Raw genomic sequence first — 15,581 nt, forward strand, 5'->3', positions numbered from 1 at the left:
CTGATTATTGATATACACTCTTTTTCGATGTCTAAAACCTGGATTTTTAATTAATAATACGAGAGCAACTATATCCATTAAATGAACTTCTAGCCCATCCTCTTGAAAGATTGGATTCTCTAAAAATGGAGTGAACTCATTCAACTTCTCCTCAAAAAAACGGACATAAAGAACTGCTAGCGTTTTCTCCGTATTCTCTTCTACAAAAGTTACTTCGCTTCGGTTGAAAAAATCCTCCGAAGTGTTAGATTTTTCTTTTTCCAGCTCATACCCTACACAGCTTTTAATTAACACGTTCATACATCCCTTTCTTACCTCCTAATGAGGCAGGTGCAAATTGTGTTAAAAATGCCCCTAAATAGAAGCATTTCCCTGAAAATTAATTATATTTTATCACAAATAATGAATATATGCGTAAGAAAACTTATGATTCCAGATTTTCTTGAAATTTCTCAAAAAACAAGTCCGCTTCTTCTTGCACAAACTCATCATCCACTTTCTCTGGCAATGGAGGCAGCTCCTCTAAACTCCTTAAACCAAAATAATCTAAGAATTCTTTTGTTGTACCATAAAGAATTGCCCTGCCAGTTCCTTCCGCTCTCCCAACTTCCTTTACAAGCACTTTTCCAACCAATGTTTGTAGTGGCCGCTCGGTCTTTACTCCTCTTATTTCTTCTATTTCTGCTCTGGTGATTGGCTGTTTATAAGCGATGATAGCCAGCGTCTCTAATGCAGCCTGTGAGAGCGTTGATGTACTTGGTGATTCAACCAGTTTCTTTAAGTAAACGGAATTCTCCTTCTTTGTTGCGAGCTGATAGGTACCAGCCAGTTGAACAACCGCTATTCCTCGATTTTCATTTTTAGAAAGCTCGTCCATTAAACCCCTGACAATTCGTTCCGCTTCGACCTCTTCGATTTCAAGGACCGTTGAAATTTGCTTAATTGTTAAGCCTTCATCCCCTGCTGCAAACAAGAGACTTTCCACTATTCCATTCCAATTAATAATATCCAATGACAATGTTATACTCCCTTCGCAATGACAAAAATCTCAGAAAAATTGCTTTCTTGCTCTACAAATATTTCTTTTCTTTTCATTAGCTCTAGTATAGAAAGAAAAGTTACGACAATATGATCCTTCTCTTGGATTGGGAATAAATCATAAAAGCTAATTCTTCCCTTCACTTTTCGTAGCTTACCCATGATTTCATCCATTCGTTTTTCAATAGGAATTTCTTGTCTTGCAATCTTAGTAGATAATGGTTTTTGAAGCCTTTTTCTCCGCAAGAGCTTTTGAAAAGCACCCAGCATATCGTACAACGACACGTCTAGATGTCGTCTATCTACTTCCTCCTCTTTCGAATAATCCGAAAGATCACTAGGGGGCTTCGTGAACATTAGTCCTCTCTCCTGCTCCAAAACCTTTAAATCGTCAGCTGCTTCTTTATATTTTTTGTATTCCATTAGTTTTTCAATTAATTCTTCTCTCGGGTCTTCTTCGTAACCAAATTCCATATCATCTTCAAGCTCTTCCTCATGTTTTGGAAGTAGCATCTTACTTTTGATGGCTAGTAAAGTAGCTGCCATGACCAAATACTCACTGGCTACATCTAGCTGTAGCTCCTTCATTGTGTGGATATATAGTAAATATTGCTCTGTAATTTGTGCTACTGGTATATCATAAATATCAATTTCTAGTCGATTAATGAGGTGCAGTAATAAATCTAACGGTCCCTCAAATGCATCGATCTTCACATTATAGTGCATAATCCCACCAAAATTTCTTTCTTAATTTCTTAAAATAACTATACTTAGTATAGAGGAAAGATTGTGTTAATCCAAGATTCTTTCTGAAAGTTTGTTCCTATTTCTTCATGTAAGCAACGTGAAAAGCGTATAGATAGAAAACATGGTAAAATTAAGTAATGAAAGGAGCGTATCTATGTTTACAACGGATTTCATTAATTACTTAGTTCATTTTCATAGTGACAGAGATTATTTTGAATGTCATGAGATTCTAGAAGAACACTGGAAGGATGTAGATGCGCGTAATAAGGAATCTATTTTAGTTGGATGGATTCAACTAGCAGTCAGTCAATATCACCACCGTCGAGGAAATTTTGCTGGAGCTTTACGCACGATACAAAAAGCATTCTCAATACTAACCGTCCATAAACAGTCAATCAAAGAGTACGGTATTGATGAGGATAAGCTACTTGAGGCCATTTTAAGAAAAAAAGAAGAGATTGAGCGTACACTTCCTTATAAAAGCATGCACCTTCCTATAAACGATGCCTCATTATTAAGCGCTTGCGAGCGTCAAGCCGAAAAAGCTGGTCTAATTTGGGGTGTTAATAGCAATTTAACAAACAGTGAAATTATTCATCGACACTCGATGAGAGATCGTTCAGAGGTCATCAAAAGCCGATTGCACGCATTAAAACAAAAAAAAGGAAGCAGTGACTAATCACTGTTTCCTTTTTCTATTTATGATAAAAGAGAGTCGCATTTTTCAAAGAAAGCTGAAGTTTCTTCATTAGCTCGTATCTCTTTTCCAGGGAAAAACTCTTTTAATGCCTTTATCATCGTTTTTCCAATTCCTTGGTGCCGATGCGAAGGATTCACTGAAATATGTTGAATTTCTAGCATGTCCTCTGACACTGTCGTTACCCCAATTAAACCGATAATATCTTCTTCTTTCCAAAGAAACAATTGCCAGTCCTCAGATTGGTCATACTGCTTCATTGTTTGCTGTAGCTTTTTAAGGTCTTTTTCATTAGGCATAAATGACAGTAAGCCCATCGCAATCTTTTCAAAAGCTTTTTTGTAGCGAATTAACATAAGTGATCCCTCATCATATCCTGAGCTTTTAAGGAGTTAAATTTCCTTTAAATACATTTGTATTATATGTCAATTATTTCTTTTTGTTTCAATGTATATTCCTCAATACGATATTATCATACAAGATTCTCTACATTTCTTCAATGTATTTTCAAATACAACAACTTTTGGATCATAAAGTGTGTCTTTTTTCTTTACAGCCCTGGTGATAAGAATAACCAATAATACGTGCCCCAAATGAGCGAAATAAGTAAAATGAAAATAAATAAAAGCGCATTATTTTTTTTCACAAATACCTCCAAAAGATCTATGTAATGTAAAAAGCTGTCACAATCGCGACAGCTCTCTAAATTAGCTTTTTACTCGCTGTACAAATGGCAAATCTTGTTTAACAATATCTTCAAACGTCTCCCTACGAACAACTAATACCGCTTTTCCATTTTCAACAAAGACAACTGGTGGCCTTGGAATACGGTTGTAGTTGTTTGCCATTGAATAACCGTAAGCTCCAGTACAGAAAACCGCTAGAATATCGTCACTATCCGTCTTCGGTAACGGTAAATCCCAAATCAGCATATCTCCCGATTCACAGCATTTCCCAGCAATAGAAACCGTCTCTTCGACTGGCTGAAGTGGTTTGTTCGCTAGGATCGCTTCATATTTTGCCTCATATAATGCTGGACGAATATTATCACTCATTCCACCATCTACGGCTATATATTTACGAACATTAGGAACATCCTTTTTTGAACCAATTTTATACAGTGTGGTCCCCGCATCACCAACAAGGGAACGACCTGGCTCAATCCAAATTTCTGGCATAGCCATTGAGAACTCCCCGGCCTGCTGCTTTACTTCTTCAATAATTTCTTTTACATATTGCGAAGCAGGAATTGGCTCATCTTCACTCGTATATCGAATACCGAAGCCACCACCTAAATTTAGTACCTTTGATTCAAAAGAAAACATTTCTTTCCACTCATGAAGCTTAGAAAATATTTTTCTTGCTGCTAACAAAAATCCAGTTGTTTCAAATATTTGTGAACCGATATGACAATGCACTCCAAGTAGGTTTAAGTACTCAGATCCCATAGCCTTTTGCAGCGCCTCTGCCGCTTGTCCATTTTGCAGATCAAAACCAAATTTCGAGTCTTCCTGGCCTGTTAGAATATAGTCATGTGTATGAGCTTCAATCCCTGGTGTGACTCGAAGCAAAATAGAGATAGATTGCTTTCTCTCCGCACAGATGGTATCTAATAGTTCTAGTTCATAAAAGTTATCAACAACAATACAGCCGATTTGATAGTTTAATGCCATTTCAAGTTCTTCACGACTTTTGTTGTTTCCATGAAAATGAATTCGCTCCACAGGGAATTCAGCTGCTATTGCCGTATATAGCTCTCCCCCGGAAACAACGTCCAATGAAAGCCCCTCTTCCTCAGCCAGTTGGATCATAGCAATCGTGGAAAATGCTTTGCTAGCGTAAGCAACTTGAGCTTTTATACCTAGTTGGTCAAAGGTTTGTTTGAAACCTCTTGCCCGCTCACGAATCAATGAAACATCATAAACATATACAGGTGTTCCGAACTCTTTTACGAGGTCTGTCGTATCGACACCACCAATTTCTAAGTGGCCTCGTTCATTTATCTTTGATGAACCATGAAAAAACATTTCTTCCCCTCACTTCTATGGATACACAAATAGACAGCTAGGCTGTCTATTTGTTGATTAAACCAGTTTGAAATTAAACATTACTTTACCATAGATAAAGTAAATTCGCAATATTCCCATTTAGTTCCCGTTTGTTTTTTGTCTGTAACGATCTCTAGGCTGAACAATACTTGGTCTAAGCTTTGTCCCCGGAACCGACCTGCGGAAAAGCACTTCAAGAAAGGCTTTAGGATGAAACGGCATGAACGGCCACATATATGGACTGTTCAATGATCGAATACTTGTTAGGAATAAGATATAGGCCGTTACCCCTATTACAAAACCTGGTAGTTTAAATATTGCTACAACAATTAATAAGAAAAGCTTCATAAGATTATTCGCAATTCCAAGTTCATAACTTGGAGTAGTAAAAGTTCCAACCGCCGAAACCGCGACGTACAAAATCACTTCTGGTACAAATAAACCCACATCTATGGCAATTTGGCCAATGAGTACGGCAGCAACTAAGCCCATTGAGGTTGCCAACGGAGTTGGTGTATGAATAGCTGCTAATCGTAAAAACAAGATTCCGAAATCGGCCAAAAACAATTGAACTACTGTTGGTATATTAGTTGATTTGTTTGGACCAATGAACTTTATGGCTTTTGGTAATAACTCAGGCTCCAATACAAATAAAAACCATAACGGAAGTAAAAACAAGGATGCTAATACACCAAACAAACGCGTCCAACGTACGACTGTACCAACGAGTGCTGATTCACGATACTCTTCTGCATGGTGTAAATGATGAAAATATGTAGTAGGCGTGATAATAACACTTGGTGATGTATCTACGTAAATTAAGACATGTCCTTCTAAAATATGCGTTGCTGCAATATCTGCTCTTTCAGTGTATCTTACTAAAGGATACGGGTTATACCCTTGCTTTACGAGGAATTCTTCCACTGCTTTATCTGCCATTGTTAATCCATCAATCTCAATGGCTTCGAGTTCTTTTCTAATAATGTTCACAAGGTCAGGATTTGCAACATCTTTTAGGTAACCAATTACAATGTCTGTCTTTGATCTCTCACCAACCGTTAACTTTTCGAATCGTAATCTTCCATCTTTTATTCTTCTTCTTGTTAGCGCAGTATTCACGATGAAATTCTCTACAAAGCCGTCACGAGAGCCTCTTATTACCTTCTCTGTATCAGGTTCTTGAGGTGTTCTACCAGGGTACGATCTTACATCCACTACTAATGCTTCTGAATACCCCTCAACAACAATGACAAGTGTTCCTGTTAGAACTTGGTCAACTATTTCACCTATTGTTTTAATTTTAGATACAGATTGATGAACTAACCGATTTTCTATTAAGGCTAAATAATCGGAAGTGGTTTTTTCATGGTCATTGATTCTTACAATTTCCTCCGTGTTTTGAATAACCACGTTCGTATCAACTAGACCATTTAAATAATACAAGTGCACTTCCTTTTTCAATACCTTAAACTTTCTGACTCCAATATCAAACGTTTCCTCTAATCCAACATGCTCCTTCATATAATTTTCAAGTTCGTCAAGAGAAGGAATCGGTAGGGGATTGATCGGTTTCTTAGTCATAGAATCCACTCCTTTCTAGGATGATTTGTACCGCTTTATGTGTTATAGGAGCTCCTATTTTAACATCGTCATTCCTAGCCATTTTTCCTATATCGCCTATCCCAACTACAACAGGTGCATGAAGCTCATCTACACAATATACGGTGTCTCCATTCATTCTTCCAAGTTCTAAATCTGCTTCACCAAATTTATCTACCCCATAAGGAGTGAGTTCACCGTAGCGGTCCACACAAACATCAATTTTAGTCCACTCGGCTTTTCTTGTTTTAGCTGCAACCGCTAATACACCAAGAACTTCAATATCTTTATGTGTTGCCACATACCTCATTGCCTGTTCTCCAGCACCTTCTCCTACGTATCCGCTATCATCAAACATGACAAGCACCGGATCATTGGCTGCCTTCTTAATGAGCTTGACCATTTCCTCCCCTGATATCGTCGTCGGGTTTCCATAAGACATAGATATACATCTTCCACCAATTTCCTTCGCAACATGTTCGACTGCTTTTCTTGCGTATTCATCTCCGTCTGTTACAAGAATCACGCGGCGCCGTCTATCCATAGGAAATGTTCCTTTCTTATCTTATTTACTCATTTACGAAGTACATCCAATGAAACAGGGAACCGAAAATTTTACCGAACACAAAGGCCATCATCAAGATCATAATTTTGTCCTCTATTCTTACTCTTTTCGCCAGAATCGGAAAAACGTTTAATACTTCAGTTAAGGCAGCTGCAAGTAAACCAACAAATACTCCTCCAGCAAGGCCTAACGGAATTAGTATGATCGAAGGTAAAAAGAGAGTTGGTTCTCTTAAAGAGGCAATTGTACCTGCAATTGCACCGAAAACGACAGACCATTCATACCAATGAATCATCTTCATGGTTTTTGATAATTGAGTAAGCCTTGGAATAATCCCTAATACGGTAAGGAAAGCGACAAACCCTGAACCAACTGCAATTCCTCCAGCAAGCCCAATAAAAATAATGAACACGATATTAATGATCATGAATTCGTTTCATACTTTCTTCATTTTCATTAATGATTACATAGCGGTCCAGGTCTTGCTGATAGTTAAACATTTCAACTTCTAGCGGACTAGGTTCTTCATTTAGACGTTTTTTAAATACATGATTAAAAAATAAGATCATACCTAACCCTAGACCAATTGAATAAGGAATCTGCAGTAATAGTGGTTTTACATTTTCCTTGCCCGTAATAATCTTATATATCCGCTGGTGGACCGCTTGCATACTAACATCCTCATGGAAATTCATAATGGCAAGTGCTGCACCAAAAAACAACAGAAGCCAAATGAGAATAAAAAGAGGGATAGATACCCCGATTTTTTTGTACACTACCTCGATAATCGTTTGTGTTTGACCAATAATTTCAATATTTATTTGATCAACCACATTCGTTAAGATTGGTATTACTTTCATAACATCCAAAATAATAATATTTTGGTCTTTCTCTGACACCGTATAAACAATGCAATCTTTTACCTTTTCTAACAGTGAATCTTCAGCGATTATTTGCGCAGCATCCTGAAGTTTTATGGAATCGTGAGGTCGAACTTGGAGTCGATGTCGCATTCGGATATAAATCGTATTTTCCACAACGTTCACTCCCACACAGTGATTTCCTCGTATAAATAGTATGCTATGGATTGTTTTCCTTCATGTTCACCAATAAGTGGGTTGAATGGGGTAAATAACCAATTAAAACAAAAAGATCGAACGGATTATAAATCCATTCGATCTTTCATTTGTTGTAAAATCTTTTTTTCCAGTCTTGATACTTGAACTTGCGATATTCCTAGCCGTTCTGCCACCTCTGATTGTGTTTGATCCTTATAATAACGTAAATATACAATCAGCCTCTCGCGTTCATCCAGCTCTCGAATTGCTTCTGTTAATGCAATTTTATCAAACCATTTCCCTTCATTCCCATCATCGATTTGGTCAAGTAGGGTGATCGGATCTCCATCATTTTCGTACACTGTTTCATGGATGGAAGATGGTTGACGACTTGCTTCTTGAGCTAAAATGATATCTTCTGGAGTCAGATTCAAATGTTCCGCTATTTCGGAAACAGTTGGTATTCTGCCTAGGTTTTTGGACAGTTCGTCCTTCGCTCTTCTTATTTTATTGCCCATTTCTTTTAAGGAACGGCTCACTTTGACAGATCCGTCATCTCGAATGAAGCGTTGGATTTCTCCAATGATCATCGGTACTGCGTAGGTTGAAAATTTTACATCATAAGATAAATCAAATTTATCAACAGATTTCAGTAACCCTATGCATCCAATTTGGAATAAGTCATCTGGTTCATAGCCTCGATTGAGAAAGCGTTGAACAACTGACCAAACAAGACGCATATTTTTTTGCACAATTGTATCTCGAGCTTCTTGATCTCCATCTTGACTTCTCTTGATTAGATCCTTCACTTCATGATCCTTTAAATACGTTTGTTTGCTATCAGTCTTTACCTCCACATCCATAAGCAATACTCCCTTAATTGCATAGCATTTGGCTCTTTGCTAAATGCTTTCTTAATCGAATTGTGGTACCTATTCCTAGCTCTGAATGAACGTCGATTTCATCCATAAAATTTTCCATAATCGTAAAGCCCATTCCTGATCTTTCTAACTCTGGCTTGGTTGTAAATAAAGGTTGTCTTGCTTCCTCAATATCCAAAATTCCAGAGCCCTCGTCTTTTATCTCCAACTCAATAAAACTTTCCTCAATCTTTACTGAGATAAAGACCGTACCTGAAGGATCGTTATTGTACCCGTGAATAATGGCATTTGTCACCGCCTCTGAAACGACGGTTTTAATCTCCGTCAATTCATCCATTGTTGGATCTAGCTGGGCAACAAAGGCCGCTACCGTTACACGTGCAAAAGATTCATTTTGACTTAAAGCTGTAAATTGAAGCTGCATTTCATTTTTCATTGTTTACGCTACCCCCAATACTCGAAGAGCAAATTCTTCTGTCGGCTCCAAACGGATAATTTTAAATAAGCCAGACATATCAAAAAGTCTTTGAATAGGAGGTGAAATTGCACAAACAACCATTTCACCATGTTGCTGCTTAATTTGCTTATATCTCCCAAGAATCACACCTAAACCTGAACTATCCATAAAATCCAACTGCTCTAGGTTAAGAATAATATGACGTATATCATGTGTTTCAATGGCTTTGGTTGCTTCTGCACGAAGTACATCTGCAGAATGGTGGTCCAATTCGCCGCTAAGTCGTAACAATAAGACATCGTTCTTTGTTTCCATATCAATGTGTAGACTCACTATCCATAGCCTCCTTATGTGGTATAGTGAGTCTTTTTCGATATTAGAATGATGATTTCCTTCTTACAGACAAAACTAGTGTTTATTCGCTAAAAAAAGTATGAATAAAAAAACATTCGACATATTTATTTGGTCGTTTTTGTGAACATACCAAACGCGCGTTTATAAAGCGTCCACCAATTTGCTTCTTTCACAGATGCTTTCGCTACAAGCGGACTTGACACAAGAGTCTCCCCATTTTTCACGAGCTTTAATGAACCAATGGTCTGCCCTTTTTCAATTGGTGCTTTTAAATCTTTTTCGTAAGTGATTTCCTTCTTTACATCATCCACTTTTTCCCCTTTTTTCGTTAACAAGGAAATCGGTTCACTCGTAAGGGCCTCCACCTTGCTCTCACTGCCTTTACTTACCTTAACTTCACCCACTGAAAAACTTCTTTCATACATTGGATGAGTTTGATACTGTGCAAAAGCATAGTCCAGCATCTTTGAAATTTGTGCATTTCGTTCTTTAGAGGTTGGAGCACCAAAAACAACTGCAATCACACGCATTCCATCTTTCTCTGCGGTTGCTGTTAAGCAGTATTTTGCCTCGTTAGTAAAACCGGTTTTTAACCCATCTACTCCAGGATAAAAACGAACGAGACGATTTGTATTAACAAGCCAAAACTTTTTATCGCTTTGTTCGCGTAGGTAGGCTTCGTATGTACCTGTAAATTTTGTAATTCCTTCATATTTTAATAGCTCTTTTGCCATAACTGCCATGTCATGAGCTGTACTATAATGTCCATCCTCCGGTAAACCGGTAACATTTTTAAATACCGTACTTTTCAAGCCTAGTTCTTTAACCTTCGCATTCATCATCTCGACAAAAGCTTCCTCTGAACCTGCAATTCTTTCCGCCATCGCAACGGAAGCGTCATTTGCAGAACCGATTGCTATTCCTTTGAGCATTTCTTCAGAGGTCATTTCTTCCCCAGGCTCTAGGAAAATTTGAGAACCTCCCATAGAAGCTGCATACTCACTTGTTCGAATATTTTCATCCCATTTTATTTTTCCTAAGTCGATAGCCTCCATAATTAACAGCATCGTCATGATTTTTGTCATACTAGCAGGTGGAAGCATTTCATCACTGTTTTTGTTATAAAGAATTGTTCCAGTATCTCTTTCAATTAATACGGCTGACTTTGCATTATCAACAAGCTCAACACCCGTTGTTTTCTCTTCAGCAAAAGTTGGGGTTGCAATAGATGTTAAAAAAGTAAAAGCCATTAATAATGATAGAATCTTCTTCATAGCACATAGCCCTCCATTCTTTATACATCCATTTTTCACCAAGAAAAGAGAAAATATACAAAAACAACCAATCAAAGAAAAAAATAAAAAACCCTCCTAATATTAGGAAGGTTTCATACTTACTATTCGGTTATTTCTTCATGAACTAGTATGGGGGCTGAGACTTTTTCTTTTGTGATTGAGATGCTATTATAAATCTTTTCTTTTACTTCTTGGACATCCTCAAAATTACTATAAATGGTAACGATGGATTCTCCTACTTGAACTTGATCTCCAATTTTCTTTTTTAATAGAAGTCCAACAGCTAAATCGATTTCTGATTCCTTTGTTGCTCTACCAGCTCCTAAAAGCATGGCAGCTGTTCCAATTTCATCTGCAATAATTTCTGCGATATAGCCTTCTTCCTTCGCTTCTACTTCTATCTTAAAGCTAGCTTGGGGCAGTCTTGATGGATCGTCAACAACAGAATCATCTCCCCCTTGAGAACGAAGGAAGACTTTCAATGTTTCAAGCGCTGAACCATCTTTTATAGCATTCTTTAGCATTTGACGTGCCTCTTCTACATTCGTAGCTTTATCAGCTAACAGGACCATATGGCTACCAAGGGTTAAACAAAGTTCTGTTAAGTCCTCTGGGCCTTCCCCTTTTAACGTATCAATGGCTTCCTTTACTTCTAAAGCATTTCCAATAGCAAATCCTAGAGGCTGACTCATATCAGAGATGACGGCCATCGTTCTCCGGCCAACATTGTTTCCAATCCGTACCATTGCTTTCGCAAGTTCACGAGAATCCTCAAGAGTTTTCATGAAAGCTCCAGCACCGGTTTTTACGTCTAACACAATCGCATCGGCGCCAGCTGCAATTTTTTTACTCATAATGGAGCTAGCGATTAATGGAATACTTTCTACCGTACCTGTTACGTCTCTAAGCGCGTAAAGCTTTTTATCAGCTGGTGTTAAGTTCCCACTTTGGCCAATAACCGCTATTTTATTTTGGTTCACTAGACGGACAAACTCTTCATTTTCTAATTCCACATGAAAACCTTCAACCGATTCAAGTTTATCAATGGTTCCACCTGTATGTCCGAGCCCTCTTCCAGACATTTTGGCAACAGGAACGCCTACAGAAGCTACCAATGGGCCTAATACTAGAGTGGTTGTATCTCCCACTCCTCCTGTCGAGTGTTTATCCACCTTGATTCCATGTATCGCAGATAGATCGATTTGGTCCCCTGACTCAACCATAGCCATAGTCAGAGTCGCTCTTTCAGCCTCTGACATCCCTTGAAACACAATTGCCATTGTAAGAGCACTCATTTGATAATCAGGAATGCTACCATCTGTGTATCCTTTTATACAAAATTGAATTTCTTCTGTCGTTAATTCTTTGCCATCACGTTTTTTCTCAATAATATCAACCATTCTCATTTTTCTCACCGCTTTATAAGGAATATTGTTTTCTTTTATGCTCCTATTTCCTTAACCACTGCTTTAACTAGTCTTAAAAAGTCATGTTTTACTTTTTCTGTTGTTTCTATTACTTCCTCGTGATTTAACGGCTGGTCTAGTATTCCTGCTGCCATATTGGAAATACAAGAGATGCCTAGAATTTTTAAGTTAGCATGTCTTGCTACAATAACCTCCGGAACAGTTGACATTCCAACTGCGTCGCCACCCATCACACGTAACATACGAACCTCTGCTGGTGTCTCATATGTAGGTCCAGTGTTTCCAACATACACTCCCTCTTGAAGAGTAAGACCTAATCCATTAGCTACCTGCTTTGCTTTTTCACGTAAATCTCTTGAATAGGCTTCAGACATATCAGGGAAGCGTACGCCTAATCTTGAATCATTTGGTCCGATTAATGGATTCGATCCCATATTATTAATATGATCGGTAATTAACATTAAATCACCTGGATTAAAGGACTCATTTACGCCACCCGCTGCATTTGTGACAATTAGTATTTCAACACCAAGTTCTTTCATTACGCGAACAGGAAATGTCACTTTATCAAAGCTATAGCCCTCGTAGTAATGAAATCTCCCTTGCATAGCGACGACCTCAACACCTTCTAACGTCCCAAATACAAGCTGTCCAGCATGTCCTTCTACTGTTGAAACTGGGAAATCTGGAATTTCATTGTATGGAATTTTTGTAGGCTCAAGAATCTCATCTGCAAGTACACCTAGCCCGGAACCAAGGATCAATCCAACTTTTGGTGTTTTTTTGTATTTTCCCTTTAAAAAAGAAGCTGAATTATTTATGTTTAACACGTCCATCTTACAAAACTCCTTTAAGAATTTAATTTAATTCGTTTAAAAAGCTTTTTCCGTACTTTGGCATTTTCACTTGGAAATTCTCTGCTACGGTTGCTCCAATATCTGCAAATGTCTCACGAATCGGCAGTTTTTTTCCACCCTTCATGACAGGTGAATACACTAATAAAGGAACGTATTCACGTGTATGGTCTGTTCCAGGGTGAACCGGATCATTTCCGTGATCAGCCGTAATGATTAACAAATCATCGTCTTTTAGTTTTTCAAATACTTCAGGTAAGCGAGCATCATACTCTTCTAGAGCTTTTCCGTAGCCAATAGGATCCCTACGATGTCCAAATAAAGCATCAAAATCAACTAAATTTAAAAAGCTCAAGCCTGTAAAATCCATATCAAGCGTTTGAACAAGTTTATCCATTCCATCCATATTAGACACCGTACGTAAAGACTCCGTTACTCCTTCGCCGTCGTAAATATCTGATATCTTCCCTATCGCAATCACATCAAACTTGCTATCCTTTAATTCATTCATCACTGTTCTATCGAATGGTTTTAGTGCATAATCATGACGGTTCGCTGTTCTCTTAAAATTCCCTGGTTCTCCTACAAATGGTCTAGCAATAATTCTACCGACCATGTATTTTTCATCCAAGGTCAGCTCTCTAGCTATTTTACAGATTTTATATTGCTCTTCAATCGGAACAATGTCTTCATGTGCCGCAATTTGCAAAACGGAATCAGCAGACGTATAGACAATTAATGCACCTGTCTTCATATGCTCTTCACCCAGTTCATCGAGAATTTCCGTTCCACTGGCAGGCTTATTTCCAATAATTTTTCTACCCGTCTTTTCTTCTAGTTCAGCTAACAATTCATCTGGAAAACCATCCGGGAAAACTTTAAACGGGGTTTTAATATTGAGCCCCATGATCTCCCAATGACCTGTCATCGTATCTTTTCCATTAGAGGCTTCTTGCATTTTTGTATAGAAAGCAAGCGGGGAATCCGCTTTTTCAATTCCACCTACTGGCTCAATATTACTAAGGCCAAGCTTTGCCATATTCGGCATATGTAAACCATTCATTCTTTCTGCAATATGGCCTAATGTATTCGAACCTTTATCTCCAAATCTCTCGGCATCCTTTGCTTCACCGATCCCAACAGAATCCATCACAACTAAAAAAATCCGTTTATATTGATAAGGCATTCATTCTCCTCCTTAAAATTAACCGTTTACAACTCTCATCAAATAGCTTTCCCAAATATTAATCTGACGGTTCAATATCTAACAACGTCAGAAGTCTGACATCTTCATTGTACAAGAAGTTTCATATAAAACACAACGAAAAGCTGCTATCTTTCATGGCAGCTTTTTGAACATTTATTACTTTCTCTTAATCTATTATGCTCTTGGGTGGAATTGACTATACACGTCCTTTAAACGTGTTTTCGTTACATGTGTGTATATTTGCGTAGTCGATATATCCGAATGTCCTAGCATTTCCTGAACCGCTCTTAAATCTGCTCCGTTCTCGAGAAGATGTGTAGCAAAGGAATGTCTAAGTGTATGAGGAGTTAGTTCCTTTTCAATGCCAGCTTCCTTCGTTAATCCCTTTAAAATCTTCCAGAATCCCTGTCTTGTTAATCTTCTTCCATGATGGTTGACGAACAATGATTCTTCACGCTGGTTTTTAATGAATTGCGGGCGTCCTTTGTCTAAATACTCTTGAATGGCTATTGCGGCTGTTCGGCCTAATGGAATAATCCGCTCTTTATTTCCCTTTCCGATACAACGAACAAATCCCATCGTTAAATGGGCATCATCGAGATTCAAACCAATTAGTTCACTTACACGAATTCCTGTTGCATATAAAAGCTCCAGCATCGCTTTATCGCGCAATCCGTAATGGGTGTGAAGCTTTGGTGTCTCTAACAATCTTTCTACTTCTTGCAGATTCAACACCTTTGGAAGGGTTCGTTCAAGCTGAGGTGTTTCAATATGTACAGAAGGATCCTGCTCTGCTACTTTTTCACGTAATAAGAACTGATGAAAAGCGCGTATAGAGGCTATATTTCTCGCGATCGTTCTTGACGATTTCCCGTGTTCTTTTAAATGACCTAAAAAGTGTACAATCTGAATTCGGCCGATATCATTAATGGATTGAACATTTTCTACTGTCTTTATATATTTTAAGTATGCTTTTAAATCTCGTTCGTATGATACAATCGTATTTTTAGCTAATGCCTTTTCAACTATCAGAAAATGCATAAAGTCCTTTAACTCATCTTCCATCCAACATTACTCCCCATTTAAGTAAAAAAGAACGATACGATCAAACCAAGTAGATTTTTCAGCATCTACATTCGCTGATACTTTTACCGCTGTCCCGTTTGGTTCATCGTATCGATGATAATCTTGATACTCTTCATTTACCCACATAATACCATAATAAAAGAGGATTGTGCATCCGGTAAAAAGGATAAATACCTTCAAGGTTTGAAAAACGAGCTGGAACCACGTTTTCATTTCTGATGTCCTCCAAGTCCAAAATAAAGTATTGGCTCTTACTCTTAAAGAACCT

General features: G+C 38.0%; 19 protein-coding genes. 1 reads left to right on the forward strand and 18 read right to left on the reverse strand.

Annotated features, from left to right (window positions below; all coding sequences use genetic code 11):
- The 3 genes from ACGLXV_RS16515 to ACGLXV_RS16525 form a co-directional block, all read right to left on the reverse strand.
- A partial coding sequence (locus tag ACGLXV_RS16515; RefSeq protein WP_391559491.1) for a hypothetical protein occupies positions 1 to 300 on the reverse strand: 300 nt, incomplete at its 3' end.
- 124 nt (positions 301 to 424) lie between these two features.
- Positions 425 to 1,012: an SMC-Scp complex subunit ScpB gene (gene scpB, locus ACGLXV_RS16520; protein WP_119710651.1), complete on the reverse strand. Its 588-nt coding sequence runs from the start codon at positions 1,010 to 1,012 to the stop codon at positions 425 to 427.
- A gap of 8 nt (positions 1,013 to 1,020) precedes the next feature.
- The gene (locus tag ACGLXV_RS16525) at positions 1,021 to 1,764 is read right to left on the reverse strand and encodes a segregation/condensation protein A (protein ID WP_391559492.1); all 744 of its coding nucleotides are present in this window, start codon (positions 1,762 to 1,764) and stop codon (positions 1,021 to 1,023) included.
- 175 nt (positions 1,765 to 1,939) lie between these two features.
- Between ACGLXV_RS16525 and ACGLXV_RS16530 the strand changes: the two genes are divergently transcribed.
- Entirely contained in the window at positions 1,940 to 2,464 is a 525-nt protein-coding gene (locus ACGLXV_RS16530; protein WP_391559493.1) for a DUF309 domain-containing protein, read from the forward strand.
- Positions 2,465 to 2,484: 20 nt separating this feature from the next.
- Here ACGLXV_RS16530 and ACGLXV_RS16535 read toward each other — a convergent pair whose 3' ends face one another.
- From ACGLXV_RS16535 to ACGLXV_RS16605, 15 genes are all read right to left on the reverse strand, one after another.
- Entirely contained in the window at positions 2,485 to 2,838 is a 354-nt protein-coding gene (locus ACGLXV_RS16535) for a GNAT family N-acetyltransferase (RefSeq protein ID WP_119708997.1), read from the reverse strand.
- Between the two features lie 351 nt (positions 2,839 to 3,189).
- The gene (gene lysA, locus ACGLXV_RS16540) at positions 3,190 to 4,509 is read right to left on the reverse strand and encodes a diaminopimelate decarboxylase (protein WP_391559494.1); all 1,320 of its coding nucleotides are present in this window, start codon (positions 4,507 to 4,509) and stop codon (positions 3,190 to 3,192) included.
- A gap of 120 nt (positions 4,510 to 4,629) precedes the next feature.
- Entirely contained in the window at positions 4,630 to 6,111 is a 1,482-nt protein-coding gene (locus ACGLXV_RS16545) for a spore germination protein (RefSeq protein ID WP_391559495.1), read from the reverse strand.
- Positions 6,104 to 6,673 (reverse strand): stage V sporulation protein SpoVABEA, encoded by a 570-nt coding sequence (gene spoVAEA / locus ACGLXV_RS16550; protein WP_119709000.1) that lies wholly within the window; start codon positions 6,671 to 6,673, stop codon positions 6,104 to 6,106. The genes ACGLXV_RS16545 and spoVAEA overlap by 8 nt, the downstream gene beginning before the upstream one ends.
- Positions 6,674 to 6,698: 25 nt before the next feature.
- Positions 6,699 to 7,121: a stage V sporulation protein AB gene (locus ACGLXV_RS16555; RefSeq protein WP_391559496.1), complete on the reverse strand. Its 423-nt coding sequence runs from the start codon at positions 7,119 to 7,121 to the stop codon at positions 6,699 to 6,701.
- Positions 7,111 to 7,731, reverse strand: a complete 621-nt coding sequence (locus ACGLXV_RS16560) for a stage V sporulation protein AA (protein WP_391559497.1) — start codon at positions 7,729 to 7,731, stop codon at positions 7,111 to 7,113. Before ACGLXV_RS16560 ends, ACGLXV_RS16555 begins: the two co-directional genes overlap by 11 nt.
- A gap of 125 nt (positions 7,732 to 7,856) precedes the next feature.
- A complete protein-coding gene (gene sigF, locus ACGLXV_RS16565; protein WP_391559498.1) occupies positions 7,857 to 8,615 on the reverse strand; it encodes an RNA polymerase sporulation sigma factor SigF in 759 nt (252 codons plus the stop codon).
- Between the two features lie 13 nt (positions 8,616 to 8,628).
- On the reverse strand, positions 8,629 to 9,069 hold the full coding sequence (gene spoIIAB, locus ACGLXV_RS16570) for an anti-sigma F factor (protein WP_119709003.1): 441 nt from the start codon (positions 9,067 to 9,069) through the stop codon (positions 8,629 to 8,631).
- Positions 9,070 to 9,072: 3 nt separating this feature from the next.
- Positions 9,073 to 9,423 (reverse strand): anti-sigma F factor antagonist, encoded by a 351-nt coding sequence (gene spoIIAA, locus ACGLXV_RS16575; protein WP_119709004.1) that lies wholly within the window; start codon positions 9,421 to 9,423, stop codon positions 9,073 to 9,075.
- Between the two features lie 125 nt (positions 9,424 to 9,548).
- Complete coding sequence (locus ACGLXV_RS16580) at positions 9,549 to 10,718, reverse strand: D-alanyl-D-alanine carboxypeptidase family protein (RefSeq protein WP_391559499.1); 1,170 nt, start codon at positions 10,716 to 10,718, stop codon at positions 9,549 to 9,551.
- A gap of 122 nt (positions 10,719 to 10,840) precedes the next feature.
- Positions 10,841 to 12,145, reverse strand: coding sequence for a pyrimidine-nucleoside phosphorylase (locus tag ACGLXV_RS16585; protein WP_391559500.1), 1,305 nt, complete (start codon positions 12,143 to 12,145; stop codon positions 10,841 to 10,843).
- 35 nt (positions 12,146 to 12,180) lie between these two features.
- Complete coding sequence (locus tag ACGLXV_RS16590; protein ID WP_119709007.1) at positions 12,181 to 13,002, reverse strand: purine-nucleoside phosphorylase; 822 nt, start codon at positions 13,000 to 13,002, stop codon at positions 12,181 to 12,183.
- A gap of 22 nt (positions 13,003 to 13,024) precedes the next feature.
- Entirely contained in the window at positions 13,025 to 14,206 is a 1,182-nt protein-coding gene (gene deoB / locus ACGLXV_RS16595) for a phosphopentomutase (RefSeq protein ID WP_391559501.1), read from the reverse strand.
- Positions 14,207 to 14,401: 195 nt separating this feature from the next.
- Entirely contained in the window at positions 14,402 to 15,292 is an 891-nt protein-coding gene (xerD, locus tag ACGLXV_RS16600; RefSeq protein ID WP_391559502.1) for a site-specific tyrosine recombinase XerD, read from the reverse strand.
- A 6-nt stretch (positions 15,293 to 15,298) separates the two neighbouring features.
- Entirely contained in the window at positions 15,299 to 15,526 is a 228-nt protein-coding gene (locus ACGLXV_RS16605; RefSeq protein ID WP_391559503.1) for a YqzK family protein, read from the reverse strand.
- Positions 15,527 to 15,581 lie beyond the last annotated feature (55 nt).

Source organism: Robertmurraya sp. (genome assembly GCF_036676585.1).
GTDB lineage: Bacteria > Bacillota > Bacilli > Bacillales > Cytobacillaceae > Robertmurraya_A.

Bases quoted from the DNA above. Each gene is read 5' to 3' on its own strand.
- ACGLXV_RS16525 (WP_391559492.1), bottom strand. From the start codon at position 1,764: ATGCACTATAATGTGAAGATCGATGCATTTGAGGGACCGTTAGATTTA.
- ACGLXV_RS16530 (WP_391559493.1), top strand. From the start codon at position 1,940: ATGTTTACAACGGATTTCATTAATTACTTAGTTCATTTTCATAGTGAC.
- ACGLXV_RS16535 (WP_119708997.1), bottom strand. From the start codon at position 2,838: ATGTTAATTCGCTACAAAAAAGCTTTTGAAAAGATTGCGATGGGCTTA.
- lysA (WP_391559494.1), bottom strand. From the start codon at position 4,509: ATGTTTTTTCATGGTTCATCAAAGATAAATGAACGAGGCCACTTAGAA.
- ACGLXV_RS16545 (WP_391559495.1), bottom strand. From the start codon at position 6,111: ATGACTAAGAAACCGATCAATCCCCTACCGATTCCTTCTCTTGACGAA.
- spoVAEA (WP_119709000.1), bottom strand. From the start codon at position 6,673: ATGGATAGACGGCGCCGCGTGATTCTTGTAACAGACGGAGATGAATAC.
- ACGLXV_RS16555 (WP_391559496.1), bottom strand. From the start codon at position 7,121: ATGATCATTAATATCGTGTTCATTATTTTTATTGGGCTTGCTGGAGGA.
- sigF (WP_391559498.1), bottom strand. From the start codon at position 8,615: ATGGATGTGGAGGTAAAGACTGATAGCAAACAAACGTATTTAAAGGAT.
- spoIIAB (WP_119709003.1), bottom strand. From the start codon at position 9,069: ATGAAAAATGAAATGCAGCTTCAATTTACAGCTTTAAGTCAAAATGAA.
- ACGLXV_RS16580 (WP_391559499.1), bottom strand. From the start codon at position 10,718: ATGAAGAAGATTCTATCATTATTAATGGCTTTTACTTTTTTAACATCT.
- ACGLXV_RS16585 (WP_391559500.1), bottom strand. From the start codon at position 12,145: ATGAGAATGGTTGATATTATTGAGAAAAAACGTGATGGCAAAGAATTA.
- ACGLXV_RS16590 (WP_119709007.1), bottom strand. From the start codon at position 13,002: ATGGACGTGTTAAACATAAATAATTCAGCTTCTTTTTTAAAGGGAAAA.
- deoB (WP_391559501.1), bottom strand. From the start codon at position 14,206: ATGCCTTATCAATATAAACGGATTTTTTTAGTTGTGATGGATTCTGTT.
- xerD (WP_391559502.1), bottom strand. From the start codon at position 15,292: ATGGAAGATGAGTTAAAGGACTTTATGCATTTTCTGATAGTTGAAAAG.
- ACGLXV_RS16605 (WP_391559503.1), bottom strand. From the start codon at position 15,526: ATGAAAACGTGGTTCCAGCTCGTTTTTCAAACCTTGAAGGTATTTATC.